Annotated in this window: 17 protein-coding genes and 2 pseudogenes; 6 read left to right on the top strand and 13 right to left on the bottom strand. The window is 66.5% G+C overall.

Features of this window, described 5'->3' with window-relative positions; genetic code table 11:
* Positions 1-140: 140 nt before the first annotated feature.
* From ddpX to AC3WK8_RS24125, 6 genes are all read right to left on the bottom strand, one after another.
* Positions 141-698: a D-alanyl-D-alanine dipeptidase gene (ddpX, locus tag AC3WK8_RS24150; RefSeq protein WP_103326044.1), complete on the bottom strand. Its 558-nt coding sequence runs from the start codon at positions 696-698 to the stop codon at positions 141-143.
* Between the two features lie 32 nt (positions 699-730).
* The gene (locus tag AC3WK8_RS24145; RefSeq protein ID WP_103326045.1) at positions 731-1,591 is read right to left on the bottom strand and encodes a MurR/RpiR family transcriptional regulator; all 861 of its coding nucleotides are present in this window, start codon (positions 1,589-1,591) and stop codon (positions 731-733) included.
* 140 nt (positions 1,592-1,731) lie between these two features.
* A complete protein-coding gene (locus AC3WK8_RS24140) occupies positions 1,732-2,238 on the bottom strand; it encodes a nucleoside 2-deoxyribosyltransferase (RefSeq protein WP_103326046.1) in 507 nt (168 codons plus the stop codon).
* A gap of 17 nt (positions 2,239-2,255) precedes the next feature.
* The gene (locus AC3WK8_RS24135; RefSeq protein ID WP_103326047.1) at positions 2,256-2,720 is read right to left on the bottom strand and encodes a GNAT family N-acetyltransferase; all 465 of its coding nucleotides are present in this window, start codon (positions 2,718-2,720) and stop codon (positions 2,256-2,258) included.
* A gap of 78 nt (positions 2,721-2,798) precedes the next feature.
* Positions 2,799-3,155, bottom strand: a complete 357-nt coding sequence (queD, locus tag AC3WK8_RS24130; protein ID WP_022639769.1) for a 6-carboxytetrahydropterin synthase QueD — start codon at positions 3,153-3,155, stop codon at positions 2,799-2,801.
* A 126-nt stretch (positions 3,156-3,281) separates the two neighbouring features.
* Positions 3,282-4,361 (bottom strand): patatin-like phospholipase domain-containing protein, encoded by a 1,080-nt coding sequence (locus tag AC3WK8_RS24125; protein ID WP_022639768.1) that lies wholly within the window; start codon positions 4,359-4,361, stop codon positions 3,282-3,284.
* 160 nt (positions 4,362-4,521) lie between these two features.
* Between AC3WK8_RS24125 and AC3WK8_RS24120 the strand changes: the two genes are divergently transcribed.
* The 4 genes from AC3WK8_RS24120 to AC3WK8_RS24105 are packed head-to-tail and all read left to right on the top strand — an operon-like array spanning position 4,522 to position 7,122.
* Positions 4,522-4,830, top strand: a complete 309-nt coding sequence (locus AC3WK8_RS24120; protein ID WP_022639767.1) for a PepSY domain-containing protein — start codon at positions 4,522-4,524, stop codon at positions 4,828-4,830.
* A complete protein-coding gene (locus AC3WK8_RS24115; protein WP_031320197.1) occupies positions 4,830-5,144 on the top strand; it encodes a PepSY domain-containing protein in 315 nt (104 codons plus the stop codon). The genes AC3WK8_RS24120 and AC3WK8_RS24115 overlap by 1 nt, the downstream gene beginning before the upstream one ends.
* A complete protein-coding gene (locus tag AC3WK8_RS24110) occupies positions 5,144-5,812 on the top strand; it encodes a response regulator transcription factor (protein ID WP_022639765.1) in 669 nt (222 codons plus the stop codon). Before AC3WK8_RS24115 ends, AC3WK8_RS24110 begins: the two co-directional genes overlap by 1 nt.
* Entirely contained in the window at positions 5,809-7,122 is a 1,314-nt protein-coding gene (locus AC3WK8_RS24105) for a sensor histidine kinase (RefSeq protein ID WP_022639764.1), read from the top strand. The genes AC3WK8_RS24110 and AC3WK8_RS24105 overlap by 4 nt, the downstream gene beginning before the upstream one ends.
* A 150-nt stretch (positions 7,123-7,272) precedes the next feature.
* On the opposite strand, the pseudogene AC3WK8_RS24100 reads toward AC3WK8_RS24105, so the two are convergent.
* Positions 7,273-7,782 (bottom strand): annotated as a pseudogene (locus tag AC3WK8_RS24100) (methyl-accepting chemotaxis protein); the annotation flags it as partial.
* 348 nt (positions 7,783-8,130) lie between these two features.
* Positions 8,131-9,201: pseudogene (locus tag AC3WK8_RS24095) on the bottom strand (cache domain-containing protein); the annotation flags it as partial.
* Positions 9,202-9,884: 683 nt separating this feature from the next.
* Here AC3WK8_RS24095 and AC3WK8_RS24090 point away from each other — a divergent pair.
* Positions 9,885-11,201: a Na+/H+ antiporter family protein gene (locus AC3WK8_RS24090; protein ID WP_164485057.1), complete on the top strand. Its 1,317-nt coding sequence runs from the start codon at positions 9,885-9,887 to the stop codon at positions 11,199-11,201.
* Between the two features lie 60 nt (positions 11,202-11,261).
* Here the strand turns inward: AC3WK8_RS24090 and AC3WK8_RS24085 are convergent, their stop codons facing one another.
* The 5 genes from AC3WK8_RS24085 to AC3WK8_RS24065 are packed head-to-tail and all read right to left on the bottom strand — an operon-like array spanning position 11,262 to position 18,942.
* Positions 11,262-12,164: a DMT family transporter gene (locus AC3WK8_RS24085; protein WP_158091451.1), complete on the bottom strand. Its 903-nt coding sequence runs from the start codon at positions 12,162-12,164 to the stop codon at positions 11,262-11,264.
* Entirely contained in the window at positions 12,161-13,054 is an 894-nt protein-coding gene (serB, locus tag AC3WK8_RS24080) for a phosphoserine phosphatase SerB (RefSeq protein ID WP_103326050.1), read from the bottom strand. The genes AC3WK8_RS24085 and serB overlap by 4 nt, the downstream gene beginning before the upstream one ends.
* A gap of 53 nt (positions 13,055-13,107) precedes the next feature.
* Positions 13,108-13,923: a 2OG-Fe(II) oxygenase gene (locus AC3WK8_RS24075; RefSeq protein ID WP_207245112.1), complete on the bottom strand. Its 816-nt coding sequence runs from the start codon at positions 13,921-13,923 to the stop codon at positions 13,108-13,110.
* Positions 13,924-13,955: 32 nt separating this feature from the next.
* Positions 13,956-14,711 (bottom strand): SDR family oxidoreductase, encoded by a 756-nt coding sequence (locus tag AC3WK8_RS24070; protein WP_022639757.1) that lies wholly within the window; start codon positions 14,709-14,711, stop codon positions 13,956-13,958.
* Between the two features lie 31 nt (positions 14,712-14,742).
* Positions 14,743-18,942 carry a non-ribosomal peptide synthetase gene (locus AC3WK8_RS24065; protein ID WP_256592366.1) on the bottom strand — a complete coding sequence of 1,400 codons (4,200 nt, stop codon included), beginning with the start codon at positions 18,940-18,942 and terminating at the stop codon, positions 14,743-14,745.
* A gap of 302 nt (positions 18,943-19,244) precedes the next feature.
* Between AC3WK8_RS24065 and AC3WK8_RS24060 the strand changes: the two genes are divergently transcribed.
* Positions 19,245-19,664: SDR family NAD(P)-dependent oxidoreductase (locus tag AC3WK8_RS24060; protein WP_146043282.1), on the top strand; the 420-nt coding region annotated here is incomplete at its 3' end.

Here is a 19,664-nt window from a genome sequence, read left to right as displayed (position 1 = left end):
CCTTGATCATTCGATTAATGGAAGTTCGTCAGGTTTTTTATAAAAGCTATAACCGGGCAGTTGGAGCTGAAGCGGTGTTGCATGCGACCGGCTTAGGGCAGTGGGCTGTCTGTTGTTGTGGCCGGCTGGGGAACGGGAAATCAGTGTTCGAAGGGCTGGTTCTGCTCCTGGATCAGGGGGAAGTCCTCGGCGTTGGGCAGCTCGTAGTGCCACCACTCGGTGGGGATCGCCTCGAAGCCGGCGCTGAGCATGATCCCCAGCAGCATCAGGCGATTGCGCTGCACCTGGGGCGGCAGATCGCTGTAGAACTGATGCGACTTGGGCTCCATGGCATCGAAGGCGGTGCCCATGTCCAGCGGCTCGCCGGTTTCATCCACCAGGGTCAGGTCCACGGCCACGCCCCGCGTGTGGTGCGAGCCCAGGCGCGGGTCGCGCACGTAGTCCGGGTTGGGCAGGGCCTGCCACAGCAACTGCTGGGCGTAGGCCGGGCGGTAGGCGTCGTAGATGCGCAGGCCCAGGCCGGCCATGCGCGCCAGCTGGCTGGCCTTGTACAGGCAGGCCGCGGCGTCCTTGTGCAGCAGGCAGCGGGCGTTGCGGTAGATCACCTGGCCGGCCAGGTTGTCGGCGCTGGCGTAGACCAGGTCGATTTCCAGTTGGTGGCGCTGGGCGTCGATTTCGACAAGGGGGCTGTTGTTCACTCACTCACTCCATCTTGGGGCACGCTTGAAGGTCAGGATTCGAACTGGCCGAAGGCTTCCTGCAACTGTCGGTTCTTGGCCAGGCGCTGGTCCAGGTGCTCGCCATAGCCCTCGGCCACGGCGGACACCATCAGGTTGAACAGGCAGGTCAGCGGCGCCAGGGAATCCCAGAACTGGCCGACATCGGTTTTCAGTTGCAGCAGGTCCAGCGGGTAGTCCCGGGCCCAGGGGCATTGCAGGTCGGTGACCAGGGCCAGGGGCAGGGCGTTGGCGTTGGCTACTTCGCAGAAGGTCTGGGTGATGGCGGAGTAGGCGCGAAAGTCGGAAATGATCGCGTAGGGCTTGGCGAAGCCGGAGTTCAGGGTCTCGGCGTAGATGCCCGACAGCCCGTCCACGTAGTAGACCTTGGGCCGGATGTATTCCAGGTGGCTGTGGAAGGCGTTGAGGATGCCCCGGGTCGACTGGATGCCGATGATGAACACCGCGTCGGCCTCGATGATCTGTTGCACGATGGCGGCGAAGGGCTGGCTGCGGGCCAGGCCATAGACATGCTGGATAGCCTCGATCTCGCGATGCATCGAGCGCTCCAGGGCGTCGTCCTGATGGGCTTCGCTGCGAAACGCGCCCAGCCGGTCGGTGATCAGCCAGGAGGCCGGGGCATCGCCGCGCAGGCCTTGCTTGACGTCATCCAGGTTGCGGTAGCCCAAGGAGCGCAGGAAGCGTCCCACGGAAATCCCCGTGGTGCCGGCTTGCTGGGCGATGCTGTCGGCGGTCTCGAAGGGCAACTGCTGGAGGTTGGCCAGCAGGTAGGTAGCGATGCGCTTGCCGGTGGGCGTCAGGCTTGCAAACTGCTGTTCCAGGGTGACTTGGAAACTGTTCTTGTCCATGACCATCTCGCCGGGCGTTCGCGGAAAATGTTATTAAAATTTCATTTTTGTACTTTGTGTTAGAAACATAACATCGGCTTTCGCAACAAAACAAGGCTTTTGTCCGGGGTAGTCGTTTTCGGCAGAACGTGACGTTGCTGGCTATCTCAGGCAGATGCAGGAGACGCGCTCAGCCAGCGCCCGAGGTCGCGGATGGCGGCTTCCACACGGGGGCTCAGGCCGCTCCAGCTGCAGGCCAGCATCAGGTTGCGCGGCAGCTCGAAGTCCTCCACCAGCAGGCCCTGGGCATCCCGGCCGCAGGCGTCGTGGGGCACTTGCTGGCGCAGGGTGGCGGGACCGCTGAAGTAGGCCCACACCGGCTTGCCCAGGGCGATGGCCGCGCCGACTTCGAAGGCGGTGCCGGAGTCGGGCTCCAGGCCGCGAAAATCGTTGAGGTTGGCCAGCAGCGCCGTGCAGTCGCGGATCATCTGCAGGTTCTGCCGGCAGATCCATTGCGCGGTGGCCGCCGGCGACAGCTCTGGCGGTGCCTGGTGGTCCAGGGGAAACAGCCCGTGCAGGCCCTGGGCCTGGCACAGCCGCTTGAGGTACTTGCCATGGTCCTGCGCATCGGCGCGGAATACATCGAAGCCTGCGAGGTAGATACGTGGCGGCATGGGAACTCCTGTGCGGTTCAGTCCAGCGGTTTGCTCATGTACACCCGGTGCAGCCCGTTCTCCACCGCGCGGTGGGTTTCCACGTAGCCATGGCGGCCGTACAGGGCGATGTTCTCGGTCATCGCCTGGTTGGTGTAGAGGCGCACGCAACTGTGACCGGCGGCCAGGGCCTGTCGTTCGGCAAAGGCCAGCAGCTGGCGGCCATGACCACGGCCCTGGGCCTCGGGGCTGACTGCCAGGTTGTCCAGCAGCAGGGCTTCCTGGGCATCGAGCAGGACGACGAAGCCGGCGATCGCATCTTGCTCCTCCAGGACCCAGACCTGCCGGGCCAGTACCAGGCAGGAATAGTCCTCGAGCATGGGCGCCGGTTCCCGGCCGAGCCGCGCGATATAGGGCGCATAGGCGTTCTTGGCGATGCGTTCGATGGCGGCCAGGTCAGGTGGCGCGGCGGGGCGGATGGTCGGTGGTGGAGTCGAGGGCATGGCGCGAATGCTCGGGAGGCGGGAGTGGGGCAAGCATAGGCATGAAAAAACCACTCCGTGGGGTGGTTTCAGGTCGGCTCATTCGCCGCGATAGATGCAACCGCTGGTGCAGGTCTCGTGGATGCGGATCGCGCTGAGTTCCGGCAGCAGGGGCTTGAGCTCGTTCCAGATCCACTTGGCGAGGACTTCGCTGGTGGGGTTTTCCAGGCCCGGGATATCGTTCAGGTAGTTGTGGTCCAGGCGCTCGTACAGCGGCTTGAAGATGGCCTTGATTTCCGAGAAGTCGCGAATCCAGCCGGTATGCGGATCGACCTCGCCGCTCAAGTGGATCGCCACCTTGAACGAGTGGCCATGGAGGCGGCCGCACTTGTGGCCTTCAGGCACGAAAGGCAGGCGGTGGGCGGATTCGAAGGTAAATTCTTTGAAGATTTCCACGGTATCGGTCAGCTCTGTCGGATGGCATCGCCCTGGGGCGAATTGAGGCAGTCGGCGAGTTTATCAGCTTGCCCCCGGTTACGGAAAAACCCTGATCAAAGGGTTTTGCCGCAGCGATGCCGGGTATCAGAGGCTCTGCAGGCGCTCGCCCAGCCGACCCTGGCTGGCCAGTTCGAGGAACTCGTCGCCCAGGCGCCGGCTTTCATCCATGGCGCTGCGCCAGTATTTCTGCCGGCTGGCGTCGTCGCCCATGAAGCGCTTGAAGTCGTTGCGGTCCGGCAGCTTGCCGTAGGGCAGGCGCGCCAGGTATTCCCGCGATGGCGCCAGCAGCAGGACATCGCGCAGGCGCTCGGGGCTGGCCCGGCGCCAGGGCAGGGTCTTGTCGAACCAGCCGGGGATCACCCGGTCGGTGAAGTGTGGATAGAGCACGATGTCGCTGCCGCTGTAGGGCAGGTCCAGGTGGTAGTCCAGCAGGCCGCCGTCGCGGAAGGTACCGGCACCGGCGCCGGGTAGCTCGCGCACGCCCTGCATGACCATGGGGATCGAGCCCGAGGCCAGCAGCGCCTGGCGCAGGTTGCCGCGATCCAAGGGGACGAAGCGCGAGGGGAAGTCTTCCAGGGCATGCAGCGGCGGGGCCAGGCGCGGGTCGTGCAGCACCAGGCGCTCGAAGTGCCGTGACAGCCGCGCGCGGCCGCGCAGGTTGTCGGCGATCACCGAGGACAAGCCCAGGCCCAGGCGCCCGCGATGGTCATCGGCGAGCAGGCCGTGGCTCTTGACCACCATGATGTTCAGTCGGTAGTGGGGATTGTCGAGGATGCTGGCATCGCGGCCTTCGAGCAGGTCGTCGAGCATCTGCCGCGAGCTCTGGCTGATCTGCGCCATGGTCACGCCCTTGGCGAAGCTCTGGGCGTTGTACAACTGGCCCAGGCGGCGGATGCCTGCGGCGGCATCGGGCAGGCAGGCGCTGGCGAACCGCCAGGAACCCACCGAGGCGCCGATCAGCGAACGTTCGCGGGGCACTCCAGGCAACCATTCGCCGAACAGCGCCAGGTCCAGGCCCTGGATGCCCAGGGCCTTGGGACCGCCGGCAGCGCCGGGCAAGGTGCCGACTTCACCGGCGTGCAGGCCCTGGCGGCGGATGCGCGCCAAGGCGCGCGGGCCGGCCTTGAGGGTCAGGGCGGCGAACTTGATGTGGATGGCGGTCATACCGGGCTCGTTGTCGAATCAGTCGCCGAGTATAGAGAACCCTGCCCGTGGGGGCCGAATGAAAGTTCTGTCAGGGCGCTGCGGCAGATTCAGCTTCAATTAAGTTGCCCCGGGTATCGTGGACAACATTGGCCATTGGCCACTGCCTTGGAGACCTGCCATGAAGACCCTGACCGCCCTGTTCGCCACCACCCTGATCGCCCTCACCGCGAGCCTGGCCCATGCCCGCGACCTGGGCCCCGACGAAGCCCTGCGCCTGCGCGACGCTGGTACCATTGCCTCCTTTGAAAAACTCAATGCCATGGCCCTGTCCCGGCATCCTGGGGCGAGCATCAGCGAAACCGAGCTGGAAGAGGAGTACGGCAAGTACATCTACCAGGTCGAGCTGCGCGACCCGCAGGGGCTGGAGTGGGACCTGGAACTGGACGCCGTGAGCGGCCAGGTACTCAAGGATCATCAGGACACGTAATGAATCGGAGATTGCCCCTCGGCAGCCGGCTGGCCCTGGCGCTGTTGTTGTTCTGCTCGCTGGCGGTGGCCCGCGACCTGGACCAGGACGAGGCCCTGCGCCTGCGCCAGCGAGGGGTGATCCTGCCCCTGGAGCAGCTGCTGCAACAAGCCATGGACCGTTATCCCGGGGCCAAGCTGCTGGAGGCCGAACTGGAAGAAAAACACGACGTATACATCTATGAAGTCGAGTTGCTGACCGTGGACGGCGTGGTCCGCGAGCTGGACCTGGAGGCCGCCACCGGGCGCCTGTTGAAAGACGAGGAAGACGACTGATGCGCCTGCTGCTGGTGGAAGACCATGTATCCCTGGCCGACGAGTTGCTCGAAGGCCTGAACCGCCAGGGCTACGCCGTGGACTGGCTGGCCGATGGCCGCGATGCCCTGTACCAGGGGGCCAGCGAACCCTATGACCTGATCATCCTCGACCTGGGCCTGCCCGGGGTGCCGGGCCTGGACGTGCTGCGCCAATGGCGTGCCGAAGGCCTGGCCACCCCGGTGCTGATCCTCACGGCCCGGGGCTCCTGGGCCGAGCGTATCGAAGGGCTCAAGGCCGGCGCCGACGATTACCTGAGCAAGCCGTTCCATCCCGAAGAACTGCACCTGCGGGTCCAGGCCTTGTTGCGCCGGTCCCATGGCCAGGCCAACCAGCAGACCCTGCAGGCCGCCGGCTTGCACCTGGACGAAGGCCGCCAGTGCGTGGTGCGCGATGGCCAGGACGTGCAGCTGACCGCGGCGGAATTCCGCTTGCTGCGCTACTTCATGCTGCATCCGCAGCAGATCCTCTCCAAAAGCCACCTGGCCGAACACCTCTATGACGGCGAGACCGAGCGCGATTCCAACGTGCTGGAAGTCCACGTCAACCATTTGCGCCGCAAACTGGGGCGCAGCGTCATCGAAACCCGTCGGGGCCAGGGCTACCTGTTCGGCGGGGCGGCCTCGTGAGGTCGATCCAGCGCCGCCTGAGCCTGGGCCTGGTGGGGGTGATGCTGGTGGTCGGGCTGGCGCTGGCGCAGACCAGCCTGTGGTTGTTCGAGGTGGGCCTGCAACGCTACCTGGAGGCTGGCCTGCGCAACGCCAGCGAAAGCCTGCTGCTGGCCCTGGTTCGCGGTCCGCAAGGTTTGCAGCTGGATGAGCGGCGGCTGTCGGCGGCCTACCAGCGGCCGTTCTCCGGGCATTACTTTCGTATCGACTTCGCCAACGTGCACTGGCGCTCCCGCTCGCTGTGGGACCAGGACCTGCCGCAATTGGAGCAGGCCGGGCTGCAAGGCAACCTGCAACTGGGCCCCGAGGGCCAGCAACTGCTGGTGCTGCGCAGCGATTACAAGCGCTTCGGCCAGGCCATCAGCATCAGCGTGGCCCAGGACTACACCCCGGTGCGCGAGAGCTTCCAGCGCATGCGCCAGATCGGCCTCGGGCTGGGCCTGGCGGGGCTGTTATTGATCCTGCTGCTGCAGCGCCTGACCGTGCGCCGGGCCTTGCGTCCGTTGGAGACGGCCCGCGAGCAGATCGCCCAGCTGCAACTGGGCCAGCGCTCCCAGCTCGATGCCCAGGTACCGGTTGAGCTGGAGCCGCTGGTGGCCCAGGTCAACCATTTGCTGGCGCACACCGAAGACAGTCTCAAGCGTTCGCGCAATGCCCTGGGCAACCTCGGGCACGCCCTGAAGACGCCCCTGGCGGTGCTGCTGAGCCTGGCCTCGGGGCCGAAGCTGGCGGGCCAGCCGCAGGTGCGGCAGATTCTTCTGGAGCAGCTGGAACAGGTGCAGTCGCGGCTCAACCGCGAATTGAACCGGGCGCGGCTGGCCGGCGATGCGCTACCCGGCGCGCTGTTCGAGTGCGATGCCGAGTTGCCGGGGCTGCTGGCGACCTTGAACATGATCCATGGCGAGCACCTGGAGCTCAGCTACCACGCGGCGCCGGGGCTGCGCCTGCCCTGGGATCGCGAGGACCTGCTGGAGCTGCTGGGCAACCTGCTGGACAACGCCTGCAAGTGGGCGGATGCGCAAGTGCGGCTGCAGGTCGAGGAGGGTGCCGCGGGCTTTTGCCTGGCGGTGGACGACGATGGCCCGGGGATTCCGGAGCAGCGCCGGGATGAAGTATTCAGCCGTGGCGCCCGGTTGGATGAACAGACCGACGGCCACGGCCTGGGCCTGGGCATAGTGCGCGATATCGTCGAGGCCTGGGGCGGCCGCCTGAGCCTTGGGCAAAGCCCCCTGGGCGGCCTGCGGGTAGAGATCGAGTTGCCCCGGCGCTGAGCTTGCAGGGGCCACTTTGCGCTGCTGCCGGATGCCGGGCTGGCGGCGTCGCGGCGGTCGAAGGCGGCGATCGACTCCGAAGAGGACGTCGCCTTCGATGGCACCGAAGGCCCTGTGGGCTTTATCGCGGCCTCGGCAGCGGTTGCAGGGTCAGACGCGGAACTGGTCCATCAGGCCCTGCTGCTGGTTGGCCAGGCTGTTCAGCGACTGGCTGACCCGCGCCGACTCGTTGGCCTGTTCCGACAGCGATTCGGTGACGTCGCGGATGGTCGCCACGTTGCTGTTGATCTCCTCGGCCACGGCGCTCTGCTGCTCGGCGGCGCTGGCGATCTGCAGGTTCATGTCGCTGATCACCGTCACCGCATCGCCGATCTGGCGCAAGGCGGTCACCGCCTGTTCCACTTGCTCGACACTACCCTGGGCCTGGCGATGGCTATTGCCCATGGACGCCACTACATCACGGGTGCCGTTCTGCAACTGCTCGATCACCTGGCGGGTTTCTTCCACCGATTCCTGGGTGCGCTGGGCCAGGTTGCGCACTTCATCGGCCACTACCGCGAAACCACGCCCGGCTTCCCCGGCCCGGGCCGCTTCGATGGCGGCGTTGAGAGCCAGCAGGTTGGTCTGCTCGGCGATGGTGCGGATGACCTCCAGCACCGAGCCGATCTGCTCGCTGTCGCTGGCCAGGCCTTCGACCTGGCCCATGGCGGTACTCATGTCGGCGGCCAGCAGGTCGATGGCGCGAGTGGTGCGGTCGATCACGGTCAGGCCCTGCTGGGTCGCCTGGTCGGCATCCCGGGCAGCCTGGGCGGCCTGGGCGGCGCTGCGGGCCACGTCCTGGGCCGTGGCGCTCATTTCGTGGGATGCGGTCGCCACCTGGTCCACCTGGCGGTATTGCTGCTCCATGCCGGCGCTGGTCTGGGTGGCGATGGCCGACGACTGGTCGGCGGTGCCCCGGGCGTCCTGCACCGAGCGTTTGACCTCGGCGATGATCGGTTGCAGCTTGTCCAGGAAGCGGTTGAACCAGCCGGCCAGTTGCCCCAGTTCATCCTGCTTGTCGTAGTCCAGGCGGCGGGTCAGGTCGCCTTCGCCGCTGGCGATGTCCTGGAGCATGGCGGCCACGCCAAGGATCGGCCGGGTCACGCTGCGGGCCATCAGCCATACCAGCAACAGGCCGACCACCGCAGCCAGCAGGCCCAGGCCCAGCTCCATCAGGGTGCCGCTGCTGTTGCTGGCATCCAGTTCGTTCTTCAGTGCCTCGGCCGGACCCACCAGGACCTTTTCCGGCACGTCCAGCAGCACGCCCCAGGGCTTGCCGCCGGGGATCGGGGTGAACGGCGCCAGTACCTTGAGCTCGTGGTTGTTGTGCAGGCTGCGGGTCTGGGTGCTGCTGGCCAGCTGGCGGATCAGCTCGGCGCCGTTGGCGCTGTCGACACTGTCCAGGCGCTGGCTGAGCTTGCTGGCGTCGGGGCTGTAGCCGGCCAGCAGGCCTTCGGGGCTGACGATGCTGACGTTGGTCTGGCCGGCGTAGAGCTTGCGGCTGGCGTTCTGGCTGACCGCCTGCAGGCTGTTGAGGTTGATGTCCACCGACAGCGAGGCGATGACCTTGCCGTTCACCAGTAGCGGGAAGACGATGCTGGTCATCAGCACCTTCTGCCCGGCGATGTCATAGAAGTAGGGCTCGATCACGCAGGGCTTGAGGGTGCTGCGCGGGCAGGTGAACCAGGCATTGGCCGGCTGGCCGCTGGGGCCGGTGCGGGTATTGCTCATGTCGCTTTCCGGCAGCGCCATGGCGGTCAGCTGGCCCGGGGTCGGTTGCGACCAGTACAGGGCGAAGCGGCCTTGCTCATTGCTGCCCAGTTCGGTCTGGCCGTTGAACAGGCTGTCCTTGCCGTCCAGGGCGTTGGCCTCGAACACCAGGGACAGGCCCAGCAGGTCGGGGTTGGCCTGCAGTGCCGACTTGACCTGGCGGGTCAGGTCCTCGCGCAGGTCGAAGGCATCGAGGAAGCGCTTCTCGGCCTGTTCACGCAGGAACAGCACCTGGCGCGAGAAACCGTGGCCGTATTGATAGGCGTCCATGAACTGCTGGCGGATCCCCAGGGCCTGGACTTCGCCCTGGGCCTCGATCCGGGCCTGGGCGGCTTCGTTGAGCATCTCCATGCTCGAGGCCTTGACCATCTCGGAGCTGTGCTCCATGCGATACAGCGAAAGCCCCACCAACAGCGACACGATGCCCAACAGGCAGAGTCCGGCCAGCAAGGTGATCTTCCATTGGATGGAAAGTTGTCTGAGCGACATGGAGACGTCCTTTATTCGATAAATATCTGAGACTTTGCACTGTAGCGGCCGTTGGTCGGGTTTCTTTAAACGAGCGTTCGAAATCCGTCACCCCCATATGGGTAGCCGCTGCCGAGCCCGCGAGGCTGCGCCAAGGTCCGCAGGACCTTCAGCGTTCTTGCGACCATTGCGGCCCTGCGGCCCGTACGCAGCCTGCGGCAGCGGCTACGCGAAGCCGTTTGGATCTTCAACGTTCTCGCGACCCATGCGACCCATGCGACCCATGCGACCCATGCGACCCTGCGAGCCATGCGAAGCCGGGTGCCGATGGGCGCCAGGCCGCGGTTTTGACAAGCCGGGCCCACTGCTGCAAAGTGCGCGCCCTCTAACAACAAGCTCTTTCATCCCGATGTCGGCAGCGTGCTGCCCTCCGGTCGGTCACTGGCTTTTGCGCGGTTTTTGCCCGCAGTAATGAGGTAACGATGATTAACGCAGTAATTGCCGCGGTAGGCGTGATGCTGGTACTCAGCCTGTCCCGCGTGCATGTAGTGATCGCCCTGATCGTGGGCGCGCTGGTGGGCGGCCTCACCGGCGGCCTGGGGATCGAGGCCACGCTCAAGGCCTTCAACAGTGGCCTGGGCGGCGGGGCCACGGTGGCCCTGTCCTATGCCTTGCTCGGGGCCTTCGCCGTGGCCATCGCCAAGTCCGGCCTGGCCCACGCCCTGGCGGACAAGATCCTGCTGCTCGTGGATCGCCAGGACGCCAATGGCGGCGGCCAGGTCAAATGGTTGCTGATCGGCCTTTTGTGGGTGGTGGCCATCGCCTCGCAAAACATCCTGCCGATCCACATCGCCTTCATCCCGCTGCTGGTGCCGCCGCTGCTCTACGTGCTGACCAAGCTGCAGCTGGATCGGCGCCTGATCGCCTGCGTCATCACCTTCGGCCTGATCACCCCCTACATGTTCCTGCCGGTGGGCTTCGGCAACATCTTCCTCAACGAGATCCTGTTGGCCAACGTCGCCCGCAGCGGTGTCGACATCAGCCAGGTCAACGTCACCCACGCCATGGGCATTCCCGCCCTGGGCATGGTCTGCGGCCTGTTGCTGGCGTTCGTCAGCTACCGCAAGAAGCGCGTCTACGACCTGGGCCGGATCGAGAAGGTCGAGCAGGTCGAGGTGCAGTACAACCCGCGGACCCTGCTGGTGGCGGGCCTGGCCATCGTCGCCGCGTTCGTCATCCAGCTGCTGCTGGACTCGATGATTATCGGCGCCCTGTGCGGCTTCCTGATCTTCTCGATGTCGGGCATCGTGCGCTGGCGCGAGACTGACGAGCTGTTCACCGAAGGCATGAAGATGATGGCCATGATCGGCTTCATCATGATCACCGCCTCAGGCTTCGCCGAGGTGATGAAGGCCACTGGCGAGGTCAACAGCCTGGTCCAGGCGTCGGCCAGCTGGATCGGCCACAGCAAGGGCGTGGGTGCGCTGCTGATGCTGCTGGTGGGGCTGTTGGTGACCATGGGCATCGGCTCGTCGTTCTCCACCGTGCCGATCCTGGCGGCGATCTTCGTGCCGCTGTGCGTGCAACTGGGCTTCAGCCCGGTGGCCATCGTCTGCATCGTCGGCACCGCCGGGGCCCTGGGCGACGCCGGCTCGCCGGCCTCGGACTCGACCCTGGGCCCGACCTCTGGCCTGAACATCGACGGCCAGCACCACCACATCTGGGACACCGTGGTCCCGACCTTCCTGCACTACAACCTGCCGCTGCTGGCCTTTGGCTGGGTCGCGGCCATGGTGCTCTGAGCAACATCCCCGCCCGGGGAGCCCGGCCGGCTCCCCTTTGGCCTCAGGCCGTCCTGCCGATCACTTGAGCAATGGCTTGCCCGGCGCGGGCGAGCTGCACAGGCGCACGCCCATGGCGGCCAGTACCACGCCCCCCCAGGCCAGCCAGGGCATCGGCTCGCCCAGCAGCAGCCAGGCCACCAGGGCCGCGCAGGGCGGCACCAGGAAAAACACCGCCGATACCCTGGCCGCCTCGTTACGCCGCACCAACAGCATCAGCAAGGCGATCGCCAGCAGCGAATTGAAGAACGACAGGTAGCCCAGGGAACCGACGAAGGCCCAGTTCCACTGGATCGGCTGGGTATCGAAGGTGAAGGCCAGGGGCGAGACCAGCAGCATGCCCAGCAGGTACTGGCTGAACAGCGAAAGGATGATCGGCTGCGGGGTCGAGGCCTTCTCCAGCAGCACGCTGGCGCTCAGCCCCAGCAGCGACAGCCAGGCCAGGCCCATGCCCAGCGCGGTGAAGCGTTCCACGCCGGACTTGGCCAGGATCACCACCGCCGCCCCGAAAAATCCCAGCAACAGCCCCAGCCATTGGCGGCCGGCCACCGGCGTGCGCAGCAGCAAGGGCGAGGCGACGCCGATCACCACCGGTTGCAGCGAGACGATCAGCGCCAGCAGGCCGGCGCTGATCCCGGCACCGATGGCCAGGTAGGTCCCGGCGAAATACACGCACTGCATGAGCACGCCACTGGCGATCATCGCCAGCAGGGGTCGGCCCCGGGGCAGGGGCGGACGCTGCACCAGCACCACCGGCAGCAGCACCAGCACCACGATCACGTAGCGCAGCCAGAGGAACATCATCGGGCTGCAGTACTGCAGCCCGACCTTGACGATGGCGAAGCCCGACGACCAGAGCAGCAGGAACAGGCCGCAGATCCACAGGTCCGACCGCTGGCGCAATGTTGGCGGCAGGCTCTTCACTGGACCGCCTCGGCCCGCAGGCCCTCGACCTGGCGGCCCTGGGCCAGGGCCGTGGACAGGCTGTCGAGGCCCCCATGGTCGAGGACGATATCGCAGGCCGGCAGCAGCACCGGCTTGGGCCGGAAGCCCACGAACAACCCGGCCTGGCGGGCCATGTCCAGGTCGTTGGCTCCGTCGCCGACGGCGATCACCTGCTGCGGGGCGATGCCATGGCGGGCGCACAGTTGCTGGACGATGGCGGCCTTGCCCGGGGCATCGATCACCTCGCCGAGCAGGGTGCCGCTCAGGCGCCCATCGACCACCTCCAGCTTGTGGGCGAACGCCTCGTCCATGCCCAGGCGCTGCCTGATGCCCTGGGCCACCAGGTCGAAACCGCCGCTGACGATGGCGGTCCGCAGGCCGGCCCGGGCGGCCATGGCGATCAGTTCGGCGGCGCCGGGGGACAGCCGTACGGTGCGCTCGATCAGCCGATGCAGGTCGGCCACGGCCAGGCCGCGCAGCAAGCCGATGCGATAGCGCATGCTGGCGGCGTAGTCGTCCCGGGCATCGCTGATCGCCCGCTCGGTGAGGCGCTCGACTTCCTCGGTGGCGCCGACGAGGTCTGCCAAAGCGACGATGGTCTCGACTTCGATCAGGGTCGAGTCCATGTCGCAGGCCAGCAGGCAAAAGTCCGCCAGGGCCAGGCCCGGGGGCAGCACCGCGAAATCCGTGGCCAGCTCGCGCAGGCCGTTGAACAGCTCCCCGCGCCGCGCTTCATGGCGCGGTTGCCACTGGACGACAAGACTGCCGTGGGCGTGCCGGGGGGAGTCCAAACCCAGCTGGTGCAGGTCGCTGGCCAGGGCCGCCTGTCGTGCCGGGGTGAAGCCGAACAGAATGAGGTGTCGTGTCATAACCTGTCGCCAAGGTGGCGCCGCATCGGTGCGGCGCCACGTCCATGGGACGATCAGCTCCAGTAGGTCAGGGGCCGGTCGCTGCCATAGCAGCCAATGAAGGCCGCCATGCCGATACGATAGCTGTCTTTGCTGGGAGTCACGGCATGCAGCATGCGCGAACTGAAGATAATCAGGTCGCCGGCATCCGGATGCAGCACCAGCGGCGGCTGCTCCACCTTCTCCGGCAGCAGGCCTTCCACATCGCGGATCAGGACCAGTTCCTCGGGGCTCGGGTCACGCAGCCACAGTTGCAGATCGCCGCCCTGTTGCGGGGTGCGCAGGTACATGTTGGCCACCAATTGCTCTTCGATGCCTTCCAGTTCCGGTGCATCCGACTCCTCGATGATGGTGTCGTTGTGCGGGTAGAACCGCGACGAGGACGGCTTGAACACGCGGATCGCGCCGACGAAGCAGGCATGGCCGTAGAGCCGCTGGATGTTGGCGCCACCGGGCCAGTATTCCTGCAATTGCAGGCGGATCTTGTCGGCCGGGGTCAGGTGCGGCTCGAACAGGCTGCGCAGGTCCTGGATGTTCTCCACCGCCTCGGCGTGGTACTTGCGGCCGGCTTCCTGGTTCCACTCCGAATCGATGTGCGGCGTGCAGATGCGCCCGACGCTGCTGGTGTATTTCTTGTTGTAGTAACCCAGCTTGGGGTGCTCGATGGCGGCTTCGGCGGCTCGCTCGGCGATCGCCACCGGGTAGTAGCCCTTGACGTGGATCGCGCCGATCTCCCGGGCGGCCAGGGCCAGCAGGGTGTCGGTGGTCAGTTCGCTGGCCACCACCGGTGGCGCGGTTTCTCTTCTTGCAGGTTTTACGAGCATGTTCATGCATGGATCCTCTTGGGAAGTGACGTTGCGGGTCAGATGCGTTGCCGCGAAGGGCGGATGCGGATGTCGTCGATGTGCACGTGCTCGGGTTGTTCGAGCACGAAGCGGATGGCGCGGGCCACGTCCTCGGGGCCGAGGAACGGACCCTGGTCGCGTTCCAGCGCAGCGAAGCCGTGCATGTCGTAGCCGGCGGTTTCCTGGAAGCCGGTGCGCACGAACCCGGGCTCGATCAGGGTCACCCGGACCAGGCTGCTGGCCAGCTCCTGGCGCAGGGACTCCACCAGCGAATGCAGGGCGAACTTGGTGGCGCCGTATACCGGGTTGCCGGCGGACAGCTGGCGCCCCACGGTGGAACCGATGACCACGATGTCCTGGACCCGCTCGCTGCTGCGCCGGCGTTCGAGGAAGGCCCTGGCCGCGGCGCGCAGCTGATGCATGGCGCCCAGTACGTTGACGTCCACCAGCTCTTGCCACTGCGCGCTGTCCGAGCCCAGCAGCGATCCTGGCAGGCCACGCCCGGCGCACAATACGAAGGCGCTGGGCGGCTCGCCGAAGGCTTGCTCGCCGGCCCGCCACAGTTGCGGCACATGGGCCGGGTCGCAGGCATCCATGGCGATGCCGACGGCTTTCCTGGCGTTGTCGTTGGCCGCTGCGCAGACCTGCTCCAGGCGGGCCTGGTCGCGGCCGCTGAGGGCCACGTTGGCCCCGGCCTGCACCAGCGCCTGGACGACGGCGCGGCCAATGCCCGAGGTGCCGCCGGAGATCGCCACGGTCGAATGATTGTTCATTGCTTGCTCCTTCAAGTGGGGGTGGCCGTGGTCACCCGTTGGTCCGGGCGTACCCGAACAATCCGCGATCCTTCAAGCGCCGGACGAACGTGAACACCCAGTCCCGGGACAGCTGGGAGAACTCGACCCGGTGTTCTTGCAGGCGCGACAGGGTCCGTGAGTGGTCGTAGGTCAGGTTGCGTGCCTCGCGCGAGGCCCAGAACAGGCCCAGCGCCACTTCGGCCTGGGTGGTCTTGCCCGAGCGTTCCAGGGCGTCCTTGAGGCTGCGCGCGCGGACCCGCTTGATCGGGATGCCCAGGTCTTGCAGCGAGGCGACGAACAGGTCCGAGGAAATCGCGTAGGGCGAGTCGACGTGGTAGGTGCCGCTGCGCAGGGACGGGTCCAAAGACAGGCTGACGATGCCCCGGGCGACGATGTCCACCGGGCTGAGCACCAGCGGCTCGTCGTACTGCGCCGGTGCGTAGCCGGCATGGGCGATGGCGTTGATGCACTGCACCCAGCGATTGGCATTGGCGTTGCGCTGGAACATCGCGGTCTGGGAGTGGCCAGTGACGTTGCCCGAGCGGTAGATGAAGGCGCTGTGCCCGCGGTATGCCAGCTCCCGGACTATGCCTTCGGCGAGGAACTTGCAGCGCTCGTATTCGTTGAGGAAGTCCTGGCCCACGTCCAGCGCGTCTTCGTCGAACACCACCGGCTCGGCGCCCCGGTAGCAGCCGCTGACGGCCAGGGTCGACATGAAGTGCAGGGCCTTGGCGTGGCCGCTTTCGACGAAGCGCACCAGTTCATGGGTGGGGAACACGATATTGCGCTGCATGTCGCTGCGGCTGCCCACCAGGCGGGTATCGGCGGCGAAGTGGTAGACCGCGTCGATGCTCCCGGCCAGGCTGTCCCATTGGGCCTGGGACAGGCCGAAAGCGGGCTGGCTCATGTCGCCGACGCAAACCTGCACCCGTTCCCGGGGCAGGGCGCTGGCATCGCTGAAGAAGTGGCTCCAGGCGGCGGCCAGGCGGGCCTGGGCCGCGCTCGGGGAGTCCGCCCGGACCAGGCAGTGCAGGGTCGCGCTGCTCTGCTCCAGCAATTCGCGCAGCACATGGATGCCGATGAAACCGGTGGCGCCGGTCAGCAGGATGTTCTGCGCGGCCTTGCCCGGCTGCGCCACGCCATGGCTGCCGATCACCGTTGCGGGGATGTTCCACAAGGCGCCGCTGGAGCTGCTGCCGGACAGCTGGACGCCGCCTGCCGAGGCCTGGCCGTCGAGCAAGGCCGCGCGCAGGGCCTGGGCGAACTCGCCGATCAGCGCCGCCGGGGTGGCCAGGGCGTTGAAGTTCAGGTCCAGGATCAATTGCTCGCCCGCCAGTCGGCCGGTGAGCTTGAACTGGTTGATCCGCGGGTTCGCGCGACCGCGCAGCCCGGCGTAGGTCACCGGCGCCGGGCGCAGCTTCCAGTCATCGCGCAGGCCGAGGCTGGTCTTGCCCAGGTAGTTGAAGCAGTGGCGTGTGGCGAACGCCGGCAGCCCGCTGCAGGCATAGGAGTGTCCAAGGTGGGGAACCTCGGCCAGGGCCTGGCGAACCGTGGCGATTGGCTCGCGAGCCAGCTCGGCGGCGTCCAGGGCCAGGGGAAAGGCGGCGGTGAACCAGCCCACGGTACGCGAGATCTCGGTCTGGTCGTCGAGACTGAGGCGGCCGTGGCTCTCGAAGGTCACGTTGAGCACCGGTTCGGGCCATTGCCGGCTCGCCAGGGCCAGGTAGTGGCCCAGCAGGTACTGGTCGATGGACACCCCGCTGCGCGCCGCGCCAGCCATGATGCGCGCGGTCTGCTCGGCGTCGAAGGCGATCCAGGCGGTCTGGGCGTCTTGTTCCTGGCCGGCGGGGAACGGTTGTTGCGCTGGGCTCGCGAGCCGTTGTCGCCAGTAGCCGGCGTCCCGGGCCAGGAGTTCGCGGTGGGCCTGCAGGTGCCCGACCCAGTCGGCATAGCTGGCGCAGCGCAGGGGCATGGCGCGGCTGTCGCTGGTGTAGCGGATCATCAACTCGTCGAGGATCAGGCTCCAGGACACCACGTCCACGGCCAGGTGGTGGGCCACCAGCAACAGGTACTGCCGGTCCTGGTGAGTGATCAGCTCGACGAAGAACAAGCGTCCGGCACTGATGCTCAAGCGGCTTTCCAGGACGGCATAGCGACGGTTGGCCAGGTCATCGAGGCTGGCATCGACGGCCCCGGCATCCAGCTCGGAGAACACCTCGGGGTAGGCGGCGCCGGCCTCGAACACCCAGGTCTGGCGCTGGCCGTCGAAGGCGAAGCGCGAGCGCAGCATCTGATGGGCCTGCAAGACCTGGAGGCAGGCCTGGCCCAGGCGCCCGGCATCCAGGTGCACTTCGGCTTGCACCAGCATCGATTGGGTCCAGCGGTCGGGCTCGCGCACGTCCTGTTGCAGGAACCACTGCTGCGCCGGGCCGCCGATGCCTCGGCTGGCCTGCTCGGCACGGTTGTGGCCGGGCTCGGCGGGTGAGCTGGCCTGTTGCAGCTGGGCCACCAGGCCGGCGAGGGTGGGGCTGCCCAAAAAGGCCCGGGCGCTGACGTCGAAGCCCTCCAGTTGCAGCTCGGAGATCAAGCGCACGGCGTCCAGGGAGTCGCCGCCCAGGTCGAAGAAGTCGCTGTCGGTCTCCACGCTCGTTGCCCGGCAGTGGCGGCGGAAGGCGTTCAGCAGCTTGGTGTAGGGTTCGTCGGCCTGGACCTGGTCGTCCAGGGCGTTGGCCATGGTCGCGGCGAAACCTTCCTGCAACCGGCGCTCGACGGCCTGGCGATCGAGCTTGCCGTTGGCATTCATGGGCAGGTGCGCAAGGTTCTCGAAGCGCAACGGCAGCATGTAGCCCGGCACCTGCCGAGCGAGCCCGGCGCGCAGCCAGTCGTTGCTCCTGGGCGGCCCTTCATAGGCGCACAGCAGGTAGTCGCGCTCGGCGAAGCGGCGATGGATCACCACCGCCCGCTGTTCCAGCAGCCGTTGCAGCGCGCTTTCGACATGTCCCAACTCGACCCGGTAGCCGTTGACCTTGACCTGGCGGTCGGCCCGCCCGGCGAAGTGCAGGCGCCCCTGGTCGTCGAGCCGGACCCGGTCGCCGGAGCGGTAGAACCTGTGGCCCTGGAGTTCGACGAAGCGTCCGGCATCCAGGTCCGGCCGCTGCCAGTAGCCCAGGGCCACTTGCGGTCCGCCGATGAACAGCTCGCCGGTGACGCCTACCGGGCAAGGGTGGCCATGGCCGTCCAGCACCCGCAGCTGGCTGTCTCCCAGGGCGCGGCCAATGGGCACGCTGGCCTCGCCCAGCGCTGCCAATTGTTCGGCCAGGACCGGCTGGACCGTGACGCCGACCGTGGTTTCCGTCGGGCCGTAATGGTTGAACAGCCGGGCGACCATGCCGCTGGCCAGGGTGCTGCGCGCCAGTGGCGGTTCCAGGGCCTCGCCGCCGAGCAACAGCCAGCCCAGGGTCGGGCGCGGCCCCTGGTCCGCCGTGGCCTGGTCGAGCAGGGTGCGCCAGTGGGTGGGGGTGATCTTCAGCACGTCGATGCGCTGTTCGCCCAGCAACCGATACAGGGCCCGGGGGTCTTTGCGTTCGTATTCGTCGGCGATGTACAGGCTGCCGCCGGTCCAGAGCGCGAGGAACAATCCGGTGTTGCCCAGGTCGGCCGCCAGGGTACTGACATGGGCATAGCGCAGGCCGTCGACGATGCCCAGCGCCTGGGCGACGCCCTGGCAATAGTGGGCGATGTTGCGGGCGGACACCGCGACGCCCTTGGGCGTACCGGTGGAGCCGGAGGTATAGAGCACGTAGGCGGCTGCATCGCCCCCGGCACCGGTTGGTTGCGGTGCAGGGGCAGCGGCGCGGCAGTTGGCATCGAAGGCATAGCGCAGCGCGTCGTTCTGCGCATCGTGCTGCATCAGGGTGTAGCCGCCCACGGCCAGCACCAGGTCGGCGCCGATCTGCTCCAGGCGCGGGCCGGCGTCCTCTTCAAGGGAGGCGACCTCGACTATGGTGTAGGCGGCGCCGCTGAACATCACGGCCACTAGAGCGACCACCACTTCCAGGCACCTGGGGCCGACTACCGCCACCAGTTGCCCTGCGCCGATGCCTCGTCCTTGGATTTGCCTGGCCAGGTCCAGGGCATCTCGTTCCAACATTGAATAAGTCATTTGCCGGGAGGCATCGCTGAGTGCGACTTGTTCTGCCGACCGTGACATCCATCCGGTCAGCCGCTCTATTAGAAGTTCAGCCATTTCCATCTCCGTTATTAGAACTTTCCTTGTGGCCAAAGTGGCCGGCCTGGAAAACATCAACAGATGAGCGAGTTGGCCTGCAGGCTATGCAGCACGGGACCTTGCGTCCAATATCGGCTGCGTATACTTTTATATGGGCTATATATAAGTTGCCGTTGATGAACTTCGGCGTTGACACTTGCTGGAAGCGGGAATTATAAAAATTAGTTGTTCTTTGAACTTTGGCTTGTAAGGTTTCTTGAACTGCAACGGATAAGGAAATCGCTATGAAAGGCTTGGCATTGGTAACCGGTGGCAGTCGTGGAATAGGTGCGGCGGTGGCCCGTCAGCTTGGGCTGTTGGGGTATGAGGTGTGCCTGACCTACGAGCACGACGGCGAGGCGGCCCGGCAGGTGGAGGAGGCGATTGGCGCCGCTGGTGGCGTGGCCTGGAGCTGGCAGCTGGACATCGCTTCGCCGGTGGCGGTCATGGCGTTGTTCGAGGCCCTGGATCGACGCCCGCTACCCCTGGCATTGCTGGTCAACAATGCCGGGATCACCGAAGGTTTCTCACGGCTCGAGGCGCTGTCCTATAAGCGCCTGGAGCATGTCTTCCAGGTCAATGTGTTCGGCTCCTTCATGTGTGCCCGCGAAGCGGTGCGGCGCATGGGGCGTTCCCATGGTGGGGCGGGCGGGGTCATCGTCAAC

The organism is Pseudomonas sp. FW507-12TSA, assembly GCF_058781435.1.
This window is presented reverse-complemented; position numbering and strand designations above follow the sequence as displayed.

Excerpts from the sequence above, each read along its gene's own strand:
- AC3WK8_RS24065 (WP_256592366.1), bottom strand. The coding sequence starts at position 18,942 with ATGTCACGGTCGGCAGAACAAGTCGCACTCAGCGATGCCTCCCGGCAA.
- AC3WK8_RS24140 (WP_103326046.1), bottom strand. The coding sequence starts at position 2,238 with ATGCCGCCACGTATCTACCTCGCAGGCTTCGATGTATTCCGCGCCGAT.
- AC3WK8_RS24120 (WP_022639767.1), top strand. The coding sequence starts at position 4,522 with ATGAAGACCCTGACCGCCCTGTTCGCCACCACCCTGATCGCCCTCACC.
- AC3WK8_RS24070 (WP_022639757.1), bottom strand. The coding sequence starts at position 14,711 with ATGAACAATCATTCGACCGTGGCGATCTCCGGCGGCACCTCGGGCATT.
- AC3WK8_RS24075 (WP_207245112.1), bottom strand. The coding sequence starts at position 13,923 with ATGAACATGCTCGTAAAACCTGCAAGAAGAGAAACCGCGCCACCGGTG.
- serB (WP_103326050.1), bottom strand. The coding sequence starts at position 13,054 with ATGACACGACACCTCATTCTGTTCGGCTTCACCCCGGCACGACAGGCG.
- AC3WK8_RS24125 (WP_022639768.1), bottom strand. The coding sequence starts at position 4,361 with ATGACCGCCATCCACATCAAGTTCGCCGCCCTGACCCTCAAGGCCGGC.
- AC3WK8_RS24115 (WP_031320197.1), top strand. The coding sequence starts at position 4,830 with ATGAATCGGAGATTGCCCCTCGGCAGCCGGCTGGCCCTGGCGCTGTTG.
- AC3WK8_RS24145 (WP_103326045.1), bottom strand. The coding sequence starts at position 1,591 with ATGGTCATGGACAAGAACAGTTTCCAAGTCACCCTGGAACAGCAGTTT.
- AC3WK8_RS24135 (WP_103326047.1), bottom strand. The coding sequence starts at position 2,720 with ATGCCCTCGACTCCACCACCGACCATCCGCCCCGCCGCGCCACCTGAC.
- AC3WK8_RS24110 (WP_022639765.1), top strand. The coding sequence starts at position 5,144 with ATGCGCCTGCTGCTGGTGGAAGACCATGTATCCCTGGCCGACGAGTTG.